General features: G+C 67.0%; 16 protein-coding genes, 1 tRNA gene and 1 pseudogene. 7 read left to right on the top strand and 11 right to left on the bottom strand.

The window, feature by feature from the left end; translation table 11 throughout:
* Window positions 1-138: 138 nt before the first annotated feature.
* Together AC1DO7_RS15115 and AC1DO7_RS15110 are read left to right on the top strand one after the other, a co-directional pair.
* On the top strand, window positions 139-345 hold the full coding sequence (locus AC1DO7_RS15115; protein ID WP_441616841.1) for a hypothetical protein: 207 nt from the start codon (window positions 139-141) through the stop codon (window positions 343-345).
* A 148-nt stretch (window positions 346-493) separates the two neighbouring features.
* The gene (locus tag AC1DO7_RS15110; RefSeq protein ID WP_441616842.1) at window positions 494-1,471 is read left to right on the top strand and encodes a tripartite tricarboxylate transporter substrate binding protein; all 978 of its coding nucleotides are present in this window, start codon (window positions 494-496) and stop codon (window positions 1,469-1,471) included.
* 12 nt (window positions 1,472-1,483) lie between these two features.
* Here AC1DO7_RS15110 and AC1DO7_RS15105 read toward each other — a convergent pair whose 3' ends face one another.
* Window positions 1,484-2,455 (bottom strand): alpha/beta fold hydrolase, encoded by a 972-nt coding sequence (locus AC1DO7_RS15105; protein WP_441616844.1) that lies wholly within the window; start codon window positions 2,453-2,455, stop codon window positions 1,484-1,486.
* An 11-nt stretch (window positions 2,456-2,466) separates the two neighbouring features.
* Entirely contained in the window at window positions 2,467-4,095 is a 1,629-nt protein-coding gene (locus AC1DO7_RS15100) for a flavin-containing monooxygenase (RefSeq protein WP_441643243.1), read from the bottom strand.
* Between the two features lie 246 nt (window positions 4,096-4,341).
* On the opposite strand from AC1DO7_RS15100, the gene AC1DO7_RS15095 reads away from it, so the two are divergent.
* Window positions 4,342-5,010 carry a TetR/AcrR family transcriptional regulator gene (locus tag AC1DO7_RS15095; protein ID WP_441616848.1) on the top strand — a complete coding sequence of 223 codons (669 nt, stop codon included), beginning with the start codon at window positions 4,342-4,344 and terminating at the stop codon, window positions 5,008-5,010.
* 146 nt (window positions 5,011-5,156) lie between these two features.
* The gene (locus tag AC1DO7_RS15090) at window positions 5,157-5,342 is read left to right on the top strand and encodes a hypothetical protein (RefSeq protein ID WP_441616850.1); all 186 of its coding nucleotides are present in this window, start codon (window positions 5,157-5,159) and stop codon (window positions 5,340-5,342) included.
* Window positions 5,343-5,454: 112 nt separating this feature from the next.
* Here AC1DO7_RS15090 and AC1DO7_RS15085 read toward each other — a convergent pair.
* Window positions 5,455-5,530, bottom strand: a tRNA-Met gene (locus AC1DO7_RS15085).
* A gap of 112 nt (window positions 5,531-5,642) precedes the next feature.
* The gene (locus AC1DO7_RS15080; protein WP_441616852.1) at window positions 5,643-5,873 is read right to left on the bottom strand and encodes a hypothetical protein; all 231 of its coding nucleotides are present in this window, start codon (window positions 5,871-5,873) and stop codon (window positions 5,643-5,645) included.
* Window positions 5,874-6,084: 211 nt separating this feature from the next.
* Here AC1DO7_RS15080 and AC1DO7_RS15075 point away from each other — a divergent pair, with 211 nt between their 5' ends.
* A complete protein-coding gene (locus AC1DO7_RS15075) occupies window positions 6,085-6,438 on the top strand; it encodes a hypothetical protein (RefSeq protein ID WP_441616854.1) in 354 nt (117 codons plus the stop codon).
* A 108-nt stretch (window positions 6,439-6,546) separates the two neighbouring features.
* Here AC1DO7_RS15075 and AC1DO7_RS15070 read toward each other — a convergent pair.
* A pseudogene (locus AC1DO7_RS15070) lies at window positions 6,547-7,104 on the bottom strand (TetR/AcrR family transcriptional regulator); the annotation flags it as partial.
* Between the two features lie 313 nt (window positions 7,105-7,417).
* Here AC1DO7_RS15070 and AC1DO7_RS15065 point away from each other — a divergent pair.
* Both AC1DO7_RS15065 and AC1DO7_RS15060 read left to right on the top strand, forming a co-directional pair.
* Window positions 7,418-9,160 (top strand): nitrite/sulfite reductase, encoded by a 1,743-nt coding sequence (locus AC1DO7_RS15065; protein WP_441616858.1) that lies wholly within the window; start codon window positions 7,418-7,420, stop codon window positions 9,158-9,160.
* Entirely contained in the window at window positions 9,153-9,692 is a 540-nt protein-coding gene (locus tag AC1DO7_RS15060; RefSeq protein WP_441616860.1) for a DUF934 domain-containing protein, read from the top strand. The genes AC1DO7_RS15065 and AC1DO7_RS15060 overlap by 8 nt, the downstream gene beginning before the upstream one ends.
* A gap of 46 nt (window positions 9,693-9,738) precedes the next feature.
* Here AC1DO7_RS15060 and AC1DO7_RS15055 read toward each other — a convergent pair whose 3' ends face one another.
* The 6 genes from AC1DO7_RS15055 to cydB are packed head-to-tail and all read right to left on the bottom strand — an operon-like array spanning window position 9,739 to window position 15,564.
* Window positions 9,739-11,202, bottom strand: coding sequence for an efflux transporter outer membrane subunit (locus AC1DO7_RS15055; RefSeq protein ID WP_441616862.1), 1,464 nt, complete (start codon window positions 11,200-11,202; stop codon window positions 9,739-9,741).
* The gene (locus AC1DO7_RS15050; protein WP_477116288.1) at window positions 11,199-12,116 is read right to left on the bottom strand and encodes an efflux RND transporter periplasmic adaptor subunit; all 918 of its coding nucleotides are present in this window, start codon (window positions 12,114-12,116) and stop codon (window positions 11,199-11,201) included. The genes AC1DO7_RS15055 and AC1DO7_RS15050 overlap by 4 nt, the downstream gene beginning before the upstream one ends.
* Window positions 12,113-12,325 carry a DUF1656 domain-containing protein gene (locus AC1DO7_RS15045; RefSeq protein WP_441616866.1) on the bottom strand — a complete coding sequence of 71 codons (213 nt, stop codon included), beginning with the start codon at window positions 12,323-12,325 and terminating at the stop codon, window positions 12,113-12,115. Before AC1DO7_RS15045 ends, AC1DO7_RS15050 begins: the two co-directional genes overlap by 4 nt.
* Entirely contained in the window at window positions 12,312-14,363 is a 2,052-nt protein-coding gene (locus AC1DO7_RS15040) for an FUSC family protein (protein ID WP_441616868.1), read from the bottom strand. The genes AC1DO7_RS15045 and AC1DO7_RS15040 overlap by 14 nt, the downstream gene beginning before the upstream one ends.
* Window positions 14,364-14,419: 56 nt before the next feature.
* On the bottom strand, window positions 14,420-14,557 hold the full coding sequence (locus AC1DO7_RS15035; RefSeq protein ID WP_441616870.1) for a DUF2474 family protein: 138 nt from the start codon (window positions 14,555-14,557) through the stop codon (window positions 14,420-14,422).
* A complete protein-coding gene (gene cydB / locus AC1DO7_RS15030) occupies window positions 14,557-15,564 on the bottom strand; it encodes a cytochrome d ubiquinol oxidase subunit II (RefSeq protein WP_441616872.1) in 1,008 nt (335 codons plus the stop codon). Before cydB ends, AC1DO7_RS15035 begins: the two co-directional genes overlap by 1 nt.
* Between the last annotated feature and the right edge of the window lie 3 nt (window positions 15,565-15,567).

Here is a 15,567-nt window from a genome sequence, read left to right as displayed (position 1 = left end):
GCACTACAATGCCGCAGCACAACAAGGATACCCATTCCGGGAAACGCCCTCATCGCCGTCAGACTACACCAGCGGAGACTGGAAAGATCCTCAAGAGGCGCGGATCCGGCACAGGAAACTGACACAGGAAGCAAGGCAATGACGTTTTATCTTCTGGGGTTCCTCGCTTTCGAAGCTATCTGGTTCCTTCCGCTCAGGAAGGTTTTCCGCGCCGCGCACTTCAGCACGACGTATGCCTACCTGGCGCTGATTCCACTGGTCGGGCCCCTGCTGTGCATCTGGATCCTGGCGGCACGGCCGTGGCCGCTCAAGAACAAGCTGGTGCGAACGTTCTCGGCGTCCTGAAGCGCCGCAGCACCGGGCGCCCGCCGATCCCGGCACCATGCATGGGATCGTAGCAAGGGTATCGCCCGATTCCGCCGGAAGTCGAACGTCCATGACCATGTAGCGGGGCCAATAGCGCCCATACATGCCTTAGACAGGAGACATTTACGTGGATCGACGACAATTCCTCGCCGCCGCCGCGGCCATGGCCGCGGCTGGTGCCGCACCCGCCGTGGCGGCCAACTGGCCCAGCCGCCCGCTGCGTCTTGTGGTTGCCTATCCCGCCGGTGGCGGCACCGACGTGGTGGCCCGGCTGTTCGCGGACTTCCTGGGCAAGGCGCTCGGCCAGTCGGTGGTCGTGGAGAACAAGCCCGGTGGCGCCACGATCCCCGCCACCCAGGATGTCATCCGCGCCAAACCCGATGGCCATACCCTGCTGATGACGCTGGGATCGTCCGCCACCTCGGGCGCCCATATCAACAAGGTGCCCTACGACCCGATCACTGACCTGACCGCGCTGGCCGAGGCGGCACGCGCGCCGGTACTGCTGGTGGCGAACAAGAACGCGCCCTTCTCCACGCTGGCCGAGATGATCGCCTATTCCAAGGCCGCCAAGGCACCGGTGCACTCGGCCTCGTACGGGCCGGGCACATCCTCGCATTTCGGTCCGCTGCTGCTCAACAAGCTGTCCGGCAGCCGGCTCGAGCCGGTGCTGTACAAGGGCTCGGCACCCGCCACGCAGGACCTCGTCGGTGGCGTGGTGCCGGTGATGATCGACGGGCTGACCACGGCCGTGCCGCTGTACCAGTCCGGCAAGACCAAGCCGCTGGCCATCACCACGCCGGAGCGCTCCGACATGGCGCCGGGCGTGCCCACGTTCCGCGAACAGGGCTTCGCTGGCATGGAGCAGCTCAGCGGCTACTTCGCGCTGTTCGGCCCCAAGGCCATGCCGGCGGATGTGGTGGCGCCGGTGTCGGCGGCGATCCAGAAGGTGCTCACCGACCCGGCCTATCACAAGCGTCTGTTCGCGGTGGGCGTGCTGCCACCGCAGGCCATCACGCCACCGGTGTTCGCGGCACAGGTCAAGGCGGACTATCAGCGCTGGGGCGAGTTCATCAAGGAGATCGGCTTCAGCCTCGACGCCTGAAGCCGAACGGCGTCATGCGGGCGCGAGGGTACTGCGCGTGCGCTCGACCGCCGCCGAAAGCCAGGCCGCGGCCTGGTCAGGAATGGTGACCGGCAGCATATGCCCGCCGGGCACCAGTTCCAGCTCCAGCGCCGGCAGCTTGTCCTTCATCGCCTGGCCGTGGATGCGCCAGTCGAGCACGGCGTCGGCCGTGCCGTACAGGATGCTGATCGGCAGGGCCAGCGATGCGTAGCGCCCAGCCATGGAGGGCAGATCCTCTTCCAGGCTGTTCATGTCGGTCGACGCGGCATAGAAAGCGCCCGGCCGCAGGCCAAGCAGGCCGCCGCCGGCCGTGCCGAAATCCGCCGGCGGCCGCTCCGGGCTGAACACGAATTCGACCATCGCGCGCCCGCGCAGGATCGACCGCGGGATTGCCAGCGTCCAGGCGACCACGCGCCGCAGCGCGGCCGGGGAAACCGCAAGCGCGCGGAACGAGGCCGGCACGCCTTGCACCGGATGGGTCAGCGGCGCGATCAGCGCCAGGCCGGCCGCCGTGCCGGGATGATCGAGCGCCACGCCCAGCGCCACGGCGCCACCCAGCGAATGCCCTACCAGCAGGGGATCCTCCAGCTCCAGCGCCCGGATGAACCTGGCGATGACTTCGCTTTGCTTGCTCAGGCGCGCCGACATTCCCGCCGGCCGGGTCGAGTATCCCGAGCCGGGCCGGTCGACCAGGATCACGCGGAAGCGCGAGGTCAGTCGTTCGAGCAAGGCATACGAGAAATTCCCGGTCTGTCCGCCCAGCCCGTGCACCATCACGATGGCCGGACCCTGGCCCTGGTCGATGTAGTGCAGGCGGGCGCCATCGATTTCGATGAACTTGCCGCGCGGCGGCAGCGCCTTTTCCACCTTGCGCGCGATGAGGGCGCTAAACGCCACCAGGCCAAGGATGACGATGGCGGCAATGGCAATAACAATGGCAATGCAGGCAATCAGGATGGTCATGGTGTCGCTCCTCAGCCCTGCACCGATTCCGCCGCCCGGGCAGGCGCCGCCTGCGCGCGCGGCGCGGCAGTGCCGGCCCGCCCGAACACCATCGCATCGTCCTCCACCTTGCCGAACTTGAGCGCCATCAGGTCGAACAGGTAGTTCTGGTGGACCTTCCACGGGCGCTTGCTGCCCTGCCTGGGCAGGATGCCGTTGGCGCGCTGCACGTAGCCGGAGGTCAGCGACAGCGACGGCTCGTCGTCGCCGGACGCATCGCCGCGCCGCGGCACGCACCAGGCATGGCCGGCGGCGTCCATGTGGTTGAGCAGGCGGCAGACATACATCGACGACAGCTCCGCCTTGAGCGTCCACGACGCATTCACGTAGCCCATCGCCACCGCCAGGTTGGGCATGTCGCTATACATCATGCCCTTGTACATGAAGGCCTGCGCGGGCGTGGCCGGCACGCCGTCCACGCCGAGCTGGATGCCGCCCGCCACCTTGAGTTGCAGGCCCGTGGCCGTGACGATCACGTCGGCATCGAGCTTCTCGCCCGAGCGCAGCCGCAGCCCGGTTTCGGTGAAGGATTCGATATGGTCGGTGACGACCGAAGCCTTGCCCGCGCGGATCGACTGGAACAGGTCCGAGTCCGGCACCAGGCACAGGCGCTGGTCCCACGGCTTGTAGGCGGGCGTGAAATGCTTGCCGATGTCGTAGTCCGGGCCGAGTTGCGCGCGCGTTGCCTCGATAATCTTGCGCTTGACCAGTTCCGGCTTCTTGCGCGCGAGGTTGTAGAAGTACATGCCGAGCAGGACGTTCTTCCAGCGCGTCACGCGGTGCGCCATGCCAGCCGGCAGCTTGCGCTGCAGCCACGCGGAGACGCGATCGCTGGACGGCCGCGCCACCACGTATGTGGGAGAGCGCTGGAGCATGGTCACGTGCGCCGCGCGCTTGGCCATCTCCGGCAGCAGCGTCACGGCGGTAGCACCGCTGCCGATCACCACCACGCGCTTGTCGTCGTAGGCCAGGTCCTCGGGCCAGTGCTGGGGATGCACCACGCGGCCCTGGAAGCGCTCCATGCCCGGCCAGCCCGGCATATAGCCGTCGGCGTAGTCGTAGTAGCCGCTGCACAGGTAGAGGAAGTTGCAGGTAAAGCGCGCCGGCGCGCCCTGCGGGCCCACGCTGGCTTCCACCGTCCACCGGGACGTCCCGGACGACCACGAAGCGTGCGTGGCGCGATGGCCGAAGCGGATATGGCGCTCGATATCGAAGGCCTTGGCGGTGCCGCGGATGTATTCGAGGATGGCGCCGCCATCGGCGATCGACTTCTCGCTGCGCCATGGCCGGAAGCTGAAGCCGAGCGTGTACATGTCCGAATCGGAACGCACGCCGGGATAGCGGAACAGATCCCAGGTACCGCCGATGGCGTCGCGACCTTCCAGGATGGCGTAGGTCTTGCCCGGGCAACTGGCCTGCAGGTGGTAGGCCGCGCAGATGCCGGAGAGGCCCGCGCCTACGACCAGCACATCGAAGTGACGGGCGGGCTCCCGCTGCGCCGCCTGCTGCTCCGGAGTGGCGGCCTGCGCCCTGGGGTGCGCCTGGTCGTGCCCCTGGTCGTGCGCGTGCTCGTGCGCCTGATCCGCGTTGCCTGCTAGCATCGTTTGTCTCCTGTTGGCCAGATCCCGCCGGAAGCTTCTCGCATGGGCATTCCCTTGGTGCGTCCGTGCAGTGCTCCGACTAGACTAGGGTGTTCACCCTAATTAATCAACCCAGATTCCTCTAACCAGGGATTTCCCTTAAGCCCGCATACGCCCGGACGCTGTTCCGCCACCACCCGAGATGCCAGAAATGCAGCATACGAAACACCGCCGGCCACGCACCGCCACGCGCAGGGGCCTCGCAACATGAGCGCGGACCACACGCCGGCGCGGCGGCCCAAGACCCGCGAACGCATTCTCGAAACCTGCCTGAGCCTGTTCAACGAACGCGGGCCGATGCTCGTGACCACGGCGGAGATCGCCGCGGCGGTCGGCATCAAGGAAGGCAACCTCCATTACCACTTCAACCGCAAGGAACAGATCCTGGAAGCGTTGTTCGGTGCTTTTGAAAGCGCGCTGCGCGCCACCGCCGTGGCGGATCTTGCCAAGGGCGATAGCCCGGACCGCTTTGCCGGCTACCTGAGCGGCTGGTTCAACCTGATGTGGGAATGGCGTTTCTTCTATCGCGACTCGGCTTCGATCCGCGCGCTGGCGCCCGCGCTGCGCGCGCGCACCGAAGCGCTGGCCGATGACGGACAACGCCATGTGCGGCGCGTGTTCGACGGCATGGAAGCGGCGGGGCTGCTGCGCGCCACGCCGGCGCAGCTCGATCACCTGGTGGTCAACAGCTGGATCGTCTCGACCTACTGGATCGACTACCTGCGCTCGCGCCACGGTATCGATGCGCTCAAGCGCGAACATATCAGCTGGGGCGCATCGCAGGTGATGAGCCTGTTCGGGCCTTACCTCACCGAGACGGGGCTGGCGCAGCTGAATATCGACGCGGCGCGCGATCCGCGCACCGGCGCGCACTAGCCGCCATGCGCGTGCCGGCGAGCCATCGTCATTGACGTCAGGCAAGCGCGGCAAAGGCGCCTAAGGTTAAAACTTGCCCCGCTTGCACGCACCGGCAGGCGGATCCATTGATTCACAATTCCTTGAGTCACTTACCGGAGATGAACATGACAGTGACGCTCAGGTATTGGTCAGAAGACGGCGATGAGGAAACCGTCGATGTACCTTCCGCACGGGTCTTGTCCCAGATGGCGCCCCATCCCCCCTCGCAGGCGCCGAAGCGCACGCCCGACACCGAAGACAAGCCACCAAAGTGGACCATTCCAGACGACCCTCCGGGCGATTTCGCCTGAGAGGCATTCGAGTGGCAGGCAAGGCAAGGCGATGCGACCGAAACATCGTCGGCTGTTACGAATTGGAAAGCAAAAAGCCCGTGCGGCAAGGACCGGACGGGCTTCGGGAAAGTGGTTGCGGGGGCAGGACTTGAACCTGCGACCTTCGGGTTATGAGCCCGACGAGCTGCCAACTGCTCCACCCCGCGGGGCGAAATATACGCGGATCGGTGGCATCTGGATACCCCTTCTTGGAAATAAACCGGAAAGTGGTCGTTACGCGGGCGCCGGGCGGCTTGCGGGGCGCCCTGTGCCGGCAATTCAGCTATTGCCGTCGATCCATTGGCGTGCCCACGCATAGGCAGCCGCTGTCGCATCCGCGGGCGTGGCGTGGTTGTGCCCTACCGCCCTCGCATCCTGGACGATCGCCCCATCCTCCCAGATCGCGCACGAGGCGATGTGCAGCCCGTCCTTGATGGTCTTGCAGAACACGTGGATGACGAATCCTTTGTACTGCGCCTTGTATTCCGTGACGTTGCTTTGGTTTTGCATCTGGCTTTGCTGGTCTGGCCGCCTGTTCTCGCCCCGCGGCGAATCCTGCGGCGCATCCTAGCATGGGCACCCCGGGCCGGTTTTTCCATCGCCGCCGTCCCGCCGGCAATCATCATCGTCCTCCGCACCAGGGAGCCCGCGACCCGCTTGCCAAAACCAGGCAGCTCGTTATACTGTATATCCATACAGTACCCTGTAAGGCAACCACCTCATGTTCAGCTGCGATCCCGGCACCCTCTATCTCTACAGCCAAAGCCCCGCCGCGGCCAGGCTGTCGATTCGCTGCCCGCTCCTGACCGTGGACGATCCCCTGCTCACGGCTGACACCTGGAACCCCGAGGCCGAAGCGGCCGCACAGGCGGCCGGGGCAACGCTATACCTCTCGGGCATCGACACCTCGGCACTGAAGGCGCTTCCCTGGACCATCGACGCGCTGGCGTTCGAGCGCGACGGCGCGCGCATCAGCTTCTGCCTCGCTGAAGGCATGGAGTTTCTCAGCCCCATCACACTTCGCTTGCGCAGCCGCGGCGAACGCCACTATGCCACTTTGCAAGAGCCGGCGTGAAGTCGATCAGCCCGGCGCCCTGGCGCGACGGTGGACGCGGCGCCGCTGCAGGAATCCTGCTAGCCGGTCAGCCCGCGGCCTGCGCCCGGGCCTGGTGAATCCGCGGCGCTAGGCGGCGATGGCGCGCGGACTGGCGGCGGCCGTGGCCTGCTCGATACGCGCGAGCAGCCGCTTCCCGGAAGCCACCACGGCAGGATCAGCGGTCATCTGGTAACGCACGATCATGCCTTCGACGCAGAGCATGGCCTCCTCCGCGACTTCGTCGGGCGTCGCCAGCTTCAGTCTCTGCGCAAGCTCCGCGATATACGCCTTCAGTGACACCTTGTGCGCGGTGGCCTGCTCCAGATGTCCAGGGGCACCGGTCGAGCCGGCCTCCGCAACCACGTTGATGAACGCGCAGCCGCGGAACGTTTCCTGACCGAACCACACGCCCAGCGCATCTGCAATCGCCCCGAGGCTGGGCGCGGAAGCAAAGCGCGACTCCACCTCCTCGATGAACCAGGACATCCAGAACTCGTGGCGCCGGTCGAGAAATGCGGAGATCAGTTCATTCTTGGAAGCGAAATGCCTGTAGAGCGACATCTTCGCCACGCCCGACTCGGCAATGATCTTGTCGATGCCCGTCGCCCGAAAGCCGTCTTGATAGAACAAGCGGGCTGCCGTGTCTCCTCCGTCTCCTCCGTTTCCATTACGCGGGCTTCTCCGGCTTTCCTTATTGGGGCCCTGTCGAAGAGCTGAGTCTTTCGCGCTTCGCGGGCGGGCGTGAGATCGATCGCAAGCGTGGTGCATCCATGGCGAGAAGCCACCCGTAGCGCCGCCATCAGCGCAGGCGGCACTGCCGCACGCCCTATTCGCGCTGGTATGCCCTAATTCACCCGAACTGATCCTGTTCGGCCCGCGGGCCAGGCGCTAGCCTTGCTTCTCCTCCTATTCAAGCGTTCGGGACCTGCCGCGCGGCAGCACCTGTCGAGACTTCCCCATGTACTTGTATGACTCCATAGACCAGCAGGTGGTCGACCAGCGCGTCGCCCAGTTCTCCGACCAGACCACGCGTTTCCTGGACGGCCGGCTCACCGAGGACGAGTTCCGCGTGCTGCGGCTGCAGAACGGCCTCTATATCCAGCGGCACGCGCCAATGCTCCGCGTGGCCATCCCCTACGGCATGCTCGTCAGCCGGCAGTTGCGCAAGCTCGCCGGGATCGCGCGGCGCTGGGACCGCGGCTACGGCCACTTCAGCACGCGGCAGAACATGCAATTCAACTGGCCGCGCCTGGAAGACGCGCCCGCCATCCTGGCCGAACTGGCCACCGTGCAGATGCATGCGATCCAGACCAGCGGCAATTGCATTCGCAATACCACCACCGACCACTTTGCCGGCATCGCCCCGGACGAGATCGTGAACCCGCTGGTCTGGTGCGAGATCATCCGGCAATGGTCGATGCTGCACCCCGAGTTCGCCTTCCTGCCGCGCAAGTTCAAGATCGCCGTAAGCGGCGCCCGCACGGACCGGGCCGCGGTCGGCGTGCACGATATCGGCCTGCAGGCCGTCAGCAAGGATGGCGAGACCGGATTCCGCGTATGGGTGGGCGGTGGCATGGGCCGCACGCCGATCGTGGCCAAGCTGATCAACGAATATGTGCACTGGTCGGATCTGCTGACCTACCTGCAGGCCACGCTGCGCGTCTACAACCTGCACGGCCGCCGCGACAACAAATACAAGGCGCGCATCAAGATCCTGGTCAAGGACCTGACACCGGCCGTCTTCGCCCGGCAGGTCGACGAGCAATGGCAGCGCATCCGCGGCGGCCCCGACACGGTGAGCGCCGAGTTCGTGCAGGAGATCGCGGGCCGCTTCACCGCGCCTGGCTATGACCCCGCGGCGGCGAACGACGAAGATGCCTCGGCGAGCTTCGCCGAACAGAATCCCAGGTTCCGCCGCTGGCTGCGCAGCAACGTCCAGGCTCACCGCGTGGCGGGCTATTGCGCGGTGACTGTTTCGCTGAAGGCCACCGGCATGCCTCCCGGCGATATCACGGCCGACCAGATGGACGCCGTCGCCGACCTGGCAGACGCCTACGGCCTTGGCGAGCTGCGTGTCTCGCACGAGCAGAACCTGATCCTGGCCGATGTGCGCCGCACCCATCTGCACGAAATCTGGGAACGGCTGGACGGCCTGAATCTCGCCACGCCGAACATCGGCCTGCTCACCAACATCATCGCCTGCCCGGGCGGCGATTTCTGCTCGCTGGCAAACGCCGTTTCCATTCCGCTGGCCGAGGCCATCCAGCAGCGCTTCGATGACATGGATTTCCTGCACGATATCGGCGAACTGGATCTCAACATCTCCGGCTGCATCAACTCCTGCGGGCACCATCACGTGGGGCACATCGGCATTCTCGGCGTCGACAAGGCCGGCGAGGAGTGGTACCAGGTGACCGTCGGCGGCCGCCAGAACGGGGCACTGTCGGCCGGGCGGCACGACGAGATGGAAGGCGCCGGCGGCGCGGCCATCGGCAAGATCATCGGACCGTCCTTCGCGCGCGGGGAAATCCCGGATGTGGTGGAACTCCTCGTGCAGACCTACTTGTCGCTGCGCGACAGCGATGCCGAACGCTTCATCGATGTCGTCGAACGCACCGGCATCGAACCGTTCAAGACCGCCGTCTACAGCGACGCCCGGATCGTCAAGCGGAAACAGCAAGCGGAGAGCGCACGTGCCTGAAACCAAATCGCAAGACCTGGCGCCCAACGTCATCCGCAACGGTGCGCTCGAAACCGACAAATGGCGCGCCTTCATCTCAGATGACGGCCCGGCATCCGCCGCGTTGCCACCCGACGAGGATGGCTGGCTGGTTTCCCTCGGCGCATGGCAGGCAGCAAAGGCAAGCCTGCGGCAACGGACCCATCCGGTTGCGGTGTACCTGGTGCCCGACGCCGACCCCGAGGCGCTGCTCGATCCCGGCGCAGCCATCATCGATCCGACCGGCATTGCCCACCTGGCCATCGATTTCCCCGTCTACACGGACGGGCGCGGCTACTCGCTCGCGCAGTTGCTGCGCACGCAGTACGGATGGGCCGGCGAGCTGCGCGCCGTGGGAGACGTGATGATCGACACGGTGCACTACATGGCCCGCTGCGGCTTCGACAGCTTTGCCGTCAAGCCCAGCCACGATCCCCAGGCAGCCCTCGAGGCGCTGGGTACGTTCACGGTCCACTACCAGAAAGGCTACCGGCGGCCCGCCGCGCCGGGGTGAGCCGCGCCAATCCTCTCCATGCCGCGCGATTCCGCGCTATTCCTTGCTATTCCGCGCTGGCCACTTCCTTCGCCTGCGCCGCATGCGTACTCTGCCAGCCGCCGCCGAGCGCCTGGAAGAGGTTCACCTGGTCCGTGGCCACCTTCGCATCGGACGCCGCCAGCGCCGCCTCCGCGCGCGCCAGGGCGCGGTCCGCATCGAGACTGGCGAGATAGGGCTGGCGCCCTCCCGCATAGAGCTGCCGGTGCTCGCGCGCCACCACCGACGCGGCGTCGCGTGCCTTGCGCAGGCCCTGGTTGCGTTCGAGCTCGTTGGTGTAGCTGGCCAGCGCGGTCTGCGTTTCCTCCAGCGCCTTGAGCACGACCCCGTCGAAGCGCGCCAGGGCCGCATCCGCGCCGGCTTCCATGCCATGGATGCGCGGCCGCACGCCATTGGTCGGGAAGTTCCAGGTGATCAGCGGACCGAACCCCCAGTGCGCGGTGGGACCCGTTCCCAGGTCCGCCAGCAGGCCGGTCGCGCCGACCGAGGCACCAATGCGGATCGAGGGATAGAGATCGGCCGTCGCCACGCCGATCCTGGCCGTCGCCGAGGCCAGCTCCCGCTCGGCCTGCCGCACGTCGGGCCGCCGGCGCAGCAGCGCCGCGCCATCCCCGACCGGAATCGCTTGCCGCGGCCGGGGCTCCTCGCGGCATGCCGCCTGCGCCCCGGAATCCGCCCCGGGCGGCTGCCCCAGCATGACCGACAGCCGATAGGCCGCCGCCGCCTGCTCTGCCCTGAAATGCGGCAGCGCCGCCCGCAATCCTTCTGCCTCGCCCTGCGCCTGCGATGCGTCGCTGGGCTGGCTGCGCCCGGCAGCGACCAGGCGCCTGACCACCTCGGCGCCGCGCTCCTGCAATGCCAGCTGGCGCTGCGCCACCTCGAGCTCATGCGTGGCGGCGCAGCCCTCGACGTAGGCGCGCACGGTCTGCGCCACCACGCTCACCCGGGCGGCATCCAGCGCTGCCTGGCTGGCCTGCGCACTCGCCAGCGCAGACTCGTCGGCACGCGCGAGCTTGCCGAAGAAGTCCACCAGGTAGGAGACGGAAAGGCCGTAGTCGCCAAGATTGAAGACCGGCACCTTTTCCTTGATCAGCACGCTTTCGCCAGACAGCTGCGCGCGTTGCACGCTGGCCGAGATGCCGCCCTGCACCAGGTTCTCCGCCTCGACCTCGTGATAGTTCGCGATGGCGCGGCGCAGGTTGGCTGACGCCACGCGCAGGTCCGTATTCGCGGCAAGCGCCTTCTGCACCAGTCCATCGAGCTTCGGATCGTCGTAGAGCCGCCACCAGTCGTCCGGCAGCGGCGCAACCGAGATGGCCGGATCGCTGGTGCCGAAGAGCGGTCCATTGGCCTGCACGGCCTTCACCGCGGCCTGGTCGGGCACGCGGTAGTCGGGGCCCACCGCGCAGGCGTAAAGCAAGGGCACGGATGCCGTCATCAGCGCAAGCCGCGCGCAGGTCTGTCTGTTCATTGCTGCTTCTCCTTCAATGACGCACCCTGCCCGCCCGCCAGCGCCCGGGGCTGCTCGCGCACGCTGACCGTCGCGGTGCGCCCGGACACAAGCCGCACGTCGGCCGGCACATCGTCCAGCACCACGCGGACCGGCACGCGCTGGGCCAGGCGGACCCAGTTGAATGTCGGGTTCACGTTCGGCAACAGGTTGGAGCCGCTGGTGCGGTCGCGGTCCTCGATCCCTGCCGCAATGCTCTGCACATGGCCGTGCAGCACCGTGTGCTCGCCCATGATGCGGACATCGACAGGGTTGCCCGCGCGGATCCCGTGCAGCTTGGTCTCCTCGAAATAGCCCTCGACATACAGCGAGCCGCTATCGACCATCGACAGCGCCGGCTTGCCCGTCGTCACATAGTCGCCCAGGCGCGGCAGCCGGTCATTGAGATAGCCATCCACCGGGCTGACCACATGTGCGCGCGCCAGGTTCAGCTCGGCGAGTTCGACAGCGGCTTCGGCCTGCGCGAGGGCGGCCACGCCTTCGTCCACCCGCTCCTGGGTCGTCTCGACCACTTCCGTGGCGACCACGTCCGAGAGCGTGCGGTTGCGCGCCGCCTCCCTGCGCGCCTGCGCCAGGGTAGCCTTGCGCGCCGCAGCGGTCGCCTTCGCTTGCTGCAGCGCCAGCGTGAACCGGTCGGGATCGATGACGAAGAGCAACTGGCCGCGATGCACCTGGGCGTTGTCCTTCACCAGCACCTGGGTCACCAGCCCGGACACATCGGGCGCGAGCTGGACGACGTCGGCGCGGACATGGCCGTCGCGCGTCCAGGGCGCCACGGTGTAGTAGTCCCACAGGTGCTTGCCGGTCGCCGCCGCGGCGCCGGCGACCAGCAGGGTCAGGGCCACGGATGCAAGCGTAGTGATGTTGAGTTTCATGATGACAACTGGCGTGCCAGGGCAACCACGCCGCCCAGCACAATCAGGTAGATAGAGAAATTGAACAATGACCGGTGCCACACCAGCCGGTAGAAGCCGCTTCGGGCCAGCGCCGCGCGCAGCACCGCCGTGAGGCCCAGGGCAAGCAGCATCAGCACCAGGATGCTTGGCACGAAGACGCCATAGACATCGATTTCACTGGCCAGCATGGCGCACCTCCCGGATCAGCAGTGGAGCGGCATCGGCGCCCTTCCCGGCCGGGGCGAACAGGCTCAGGCGCAGGGAAACGAGGGCGGCGATGGCCTCCTGCGACATCGCATCCGCCGGCGAGGCAATCGCCGCGATCGCGTCGTCGATGCGGCGCGCCAGCGCGGGCGGTGCCGGCAGCGCATGCCCGGCCGCGACGCGTGAGCGGTAGTGGCGCGCCACTGCCAGCAACAGGCGCGAGACCGCCCTGCGCGCCCCGGGCTGCAGGGCCCCGACGTCGCGCTGCAGGGCGAGCGCGCTGAACCCCGCCTGCAACTCGGCAAAGCCGTCGGACGACGCCTTGTCCCGGTTGGCGGCGAGCATCGGCACCAGCCGGCTGAACCGGTCCAGCATCCGGCCGCCCAGCGTCGGGTGTGCCGCGGCTTCCCGCCGGTCTGCGCCGAGGGCAATGTCCTTCCAGCTCGCGCGGATCAGGCGGCGCAGCATCACATGCGAGCCGAACGGCCGCGTCACGAGCACCCACACCGGCGCGAACAGCATGGCGGCGAAGCTGGCCAGGCTGCTGTTGAAGATGTCGGCGAAGTTGGCGTCATAGACGCTCTGGACGTTGGCGAAGGAGGCCGAGTTGACCGAAAGCAGCACCGCGAACAGGTTGAAGCCCGGCCGCGGCATCAGGGTGCCGATCCCGAGATAGGGAATGGCCAGCATGGCGGCCAGCGAACCGAAGTCATGCGCATAGGGCAGCACGAGAAACTGGTAGAACCAGGAAATCAGCAGGCAGACACCGCTCCATTTCACGAAGCGCCATGCGAGCTTGTGCGGCTCCTCGGTGGTGGCGAAGAAGCTGCTGGTGAGCGCCGCCAGGCCGACGGCACCGGCGCCGTCCACCCAGCCGGAGAGTATCCAGAACAAGCCGGCGCAGAACACCGCGAGCGCGGCCGAGCACGCGTAGAACAGCAGCATGCCGTGGTCATGGTAGTAGGCGCGCGCGCTCAAGGCGCCGCCGTACCGCATGGCCGGCATCGCGCTGGCCGCGCGTGCGTCGCCGATGCCGCGCCGCAGCGCCTGGCAGTCCTCCCACAGGTCGCCGAGCGTATCGAGATGGCTGGCGGCGGTGGCGACCAGGCCGGCGTGCCAGCCCGGCGCGCGGTCGTACTCCTGCCACGCGGTGTGCGCAGCCGCGGGCCTGTGCGGATCCGCATCCGCGCCGGCCGCGATCCACTGCGTCAGCGCAGCCATGCGCCGCGCCAGGGACGTGGGCATGCCCTCGGGGTGATGGCGCAGCGCCCGGGTCACCTCGGCCAGGGACGACAGCACCGGCAGCAGCATCGTCATGCGCTCGTGCAGGGCACGCGCGCGCTCCAGCGTCGCCGCGCTCTCGGTGTCGTAGGCAAGCTGGGCAATCAGGTGATCCAGGGCAAGGATGTCGGCGGCAAGGTGATGGCGGCTTTGGTGTTGCTCGGCCAGTTGCGCCCCCTGCGGCGAGAGCATGTCGGCGACCCATTGCGCGGCGTCCGCCAGCCACGCTTCCGCCCGGCCGCGCAGCGCCGGCGCCACCTTCTGCGGAAACACCAGCGAGCTGACCAGGCTGGCGCAGACGATGCCGAGCACGATCTCCTCGATGCGCGCCAGGGCGACATCGAATACCTGCGTTGGCTGCGTGACCGCAGGCAAGGCGACGATCGGCAAGGTGTAGGCCGCGAGCAGGAAGATATAGCTGCGCGGCGCGCGCTGCATCAGCGAGAGATACAGGAACGCGCCGGTCCACAGCGAGATCGCCCCCATCAACATCAGCGGCGCGTTGACCAGCGGCGGCACCAGCGCCACCGCGGCGGCGGCCCCCAGCAACGTACCCGCTACGCGATAGGCGCCTTTCGAGCGCGTTGCGCCGGTCAGCGGATTCGAGACGAGATAGACCGTCGCCATGGCCCAGTAGGGTCGCGGCAAGCCCAGCGCCAGCGCAATATAGAGCGCCAGCATCGAGGCAATAAAGACCTTGGCGGAAAACAGCCACTGTCCTGGACTGGGCCAGATAGACATGACAGGAACGGGAAGCTTGGTTCAGAAGGATCGAGCGGGTCGCGCGCGGGCGCGCATCAGCTCACGAGGCCGCCCACTCGCATCAGCAGGCGCATGGCGCAGGCAAACAGGAATACCGTACCGACGCCGCCGGCCCACAACAGGATGAGCCAGCCGATGCGCGTGCCCAGGCCGGTCATGATCGTGGCTGCCATCAGTGATAGGCCTCCCCGTGCCTGACCTTCCCGCGAAAGACGTAGTACGACCACGACGAGTAGGCCAGGATCACCGGGACGATGAACAGCGTGCCCACCAGTGCGAACCCCTGGCTCTGCGGCGCGGACGATGCCTGCCAGATCGACACGCCGGGCGGGATGATGTTCGGCCACACGCTGATGGCCAGGCCCGTATAGCCCAGGAAGACGACCAGCAACGCGTACAGGAACGGCGAGACGTTCGGCTTGCGCGCGAGCGCCTTGTGCATGCCGCGCACCGCCACCAGTACCAGGACCGGCACCGGGAGGAAGAAGTACAGGTTCGGCAGCGCAAACCAGCGATGCGCGATCTCCGGATGTGTCAGCGGCGTCCAGATACTGACCGCGGCGATCATCGCCAGCATCGCATTGACCAGCAGCCCGGCGAGCTTGAGCATTTTCCACTGCAGCATGCCTTCGGTCTTCATGATCAGCCACGTGCTGCCGAGGAAGGCATACGCGACGATCACGCCGACGCCGGTGAAGAGCGGGAACGGTGCCAGCCAGTCGAGGGCGCCGCCGACGTACTCGTTGCCGTTCATGGCGATGCCGTCGATATACGCGCCCAGGGTCACGCCCTGGAAGAACGCTGCCGCGACGGATCCGCCGATGAATGCCTTGTCCCAGAAATGGCGGCTCTGGTCGCTGGCCTTGAAGCGGAACTCGAAGGCGACGCCGCGGAAGATCAGCGCCACCAGCATCAGCATCAGCGGCAGATACAGCGCGCTGAGCAACACCGCATACGCGAGCGGAAATGCCGCCAGCAACGCAGCGCCGCCCAGCACGAGCCAGGTCTCGTTGCCGTCCCACACCGGTGCCACGGTGTTCATCATGACGTCGCGGTCACGCCGGTCGCCGACAAAGGGAAACAGGATCCCGATGCCGAGGTCGAAGCCGTCCATGATCACGTACATCATCACGCCGAAAAAGATAATCACTGCCCAGATGAGGGGAAGATCGATGCCCATTGC

It is taken from the genome of Cupriavidus sp. 05N40, assembly GCF_056397305.1.
This window is presented reverse-complemented; position numbering and strand designations above follow the sequence as displayed.

Bases quoted from the DNA above. Each gene is read 5' to 3' on its own strand.
- AC1DO7_RS15075 (WP_441616854.1), top strand. From the start codon at position 6,085: ATGTTCAGCTGCGATCCCGGCACCCTCTATCTCTACAGCCAAAGCCCC.
- AC1DO7_RS15055 (WP_441616862.1), bottom strand. From the start codon at position 11,202: ATGAACAGACAGACCTGCGCGCGGCTTGCGCTGATGACGGCATCCGTG.
- AC1DO7_RS15105 (WP_441616844.1), bottom strand. From the start codon at position 2,455: ATGACCATCCTGATTGCCTGCATTGCCATTGTTATTGCCATTGCCGCC.
- AC1DO7_RS15050 (WP_477116288.1), bottom strand. From the start codon at position 12,116: ATGAAACTCAACATCACTACGCTTGCATCCGTGGCCCTGACCCTGCTG.
- AC1DO7_RS15090 (WP_441616850.1), top strand. From the start codon at position 5,157: ATGACAGTGACGCTCAGGTATTGGTCAGAAGACGGCGATGAGGAAACC.
- AC1DO7_RS15065 (WP_441616858.1), top strand. From the start codon at position 7,418: ATGTACTTGTATGACTCCATAGACCAGCAGGTGGTCGACCAGCGCGTC.
- AC1DO7_RS15035 (WP_441616870.1), bottom strand. From the start codon at position 14,557: ATGGCAGCCACGATCATGACCGGCCTGGGCACGCGCATCGGCTGGCTC.
- AC1DO7_RS15115 (WP_441616841.1), top strand. From the start codon at position 139: ATGACGTTTTATCTTCTGGGGTTCCTCGCTTTCGAAGCTATCTGGTTC.
- AC1DO7_RS15045 (WP_441616866.1), bottom strand. From the start codon at position 12,325: ATGCTGGCCAGTGAAATCGATGTCTATGGCGTCTTCGTGCCAAGCATC.
- AC1DO7_RS15100 (WP_441643243.1), bottom strand. From the start codon at position 4,095: ATGCTAGCAGGCAACGCGGATCAGGCGCACGAGCACGCGCACGACCAG.
- cydB (WP_441616872.1), bottom strand. From the start codon at position 15,564: ATGGGCATCGATCTTCCCCTCATCTGGGCAGTGATTATCTTTTTCGGC.
- AC1DO7_RS15095 (WP_441616848.1), top strand. From the start codon at position 4,342: ATGAGCGCGGACCACACGCCGGCGCGGCGGCCCAAGACCCGCGAACGC.
- AC1DO7_RS15080 (WP_441616852.1), bottom strand. From the start codon at position 5,873: ATGCAAAACCAAAGCAACGTCACGGAATACAAGGCGCAGTACAAAGGA.
- AC1DO7_RS15040 (WP_441616868.1), bottom strand. From the start codon at position 14,363: ATGTCTATCTGGCCCAGTCCAGGACAGTGGCTGTTTTCCGCCAAGGTC.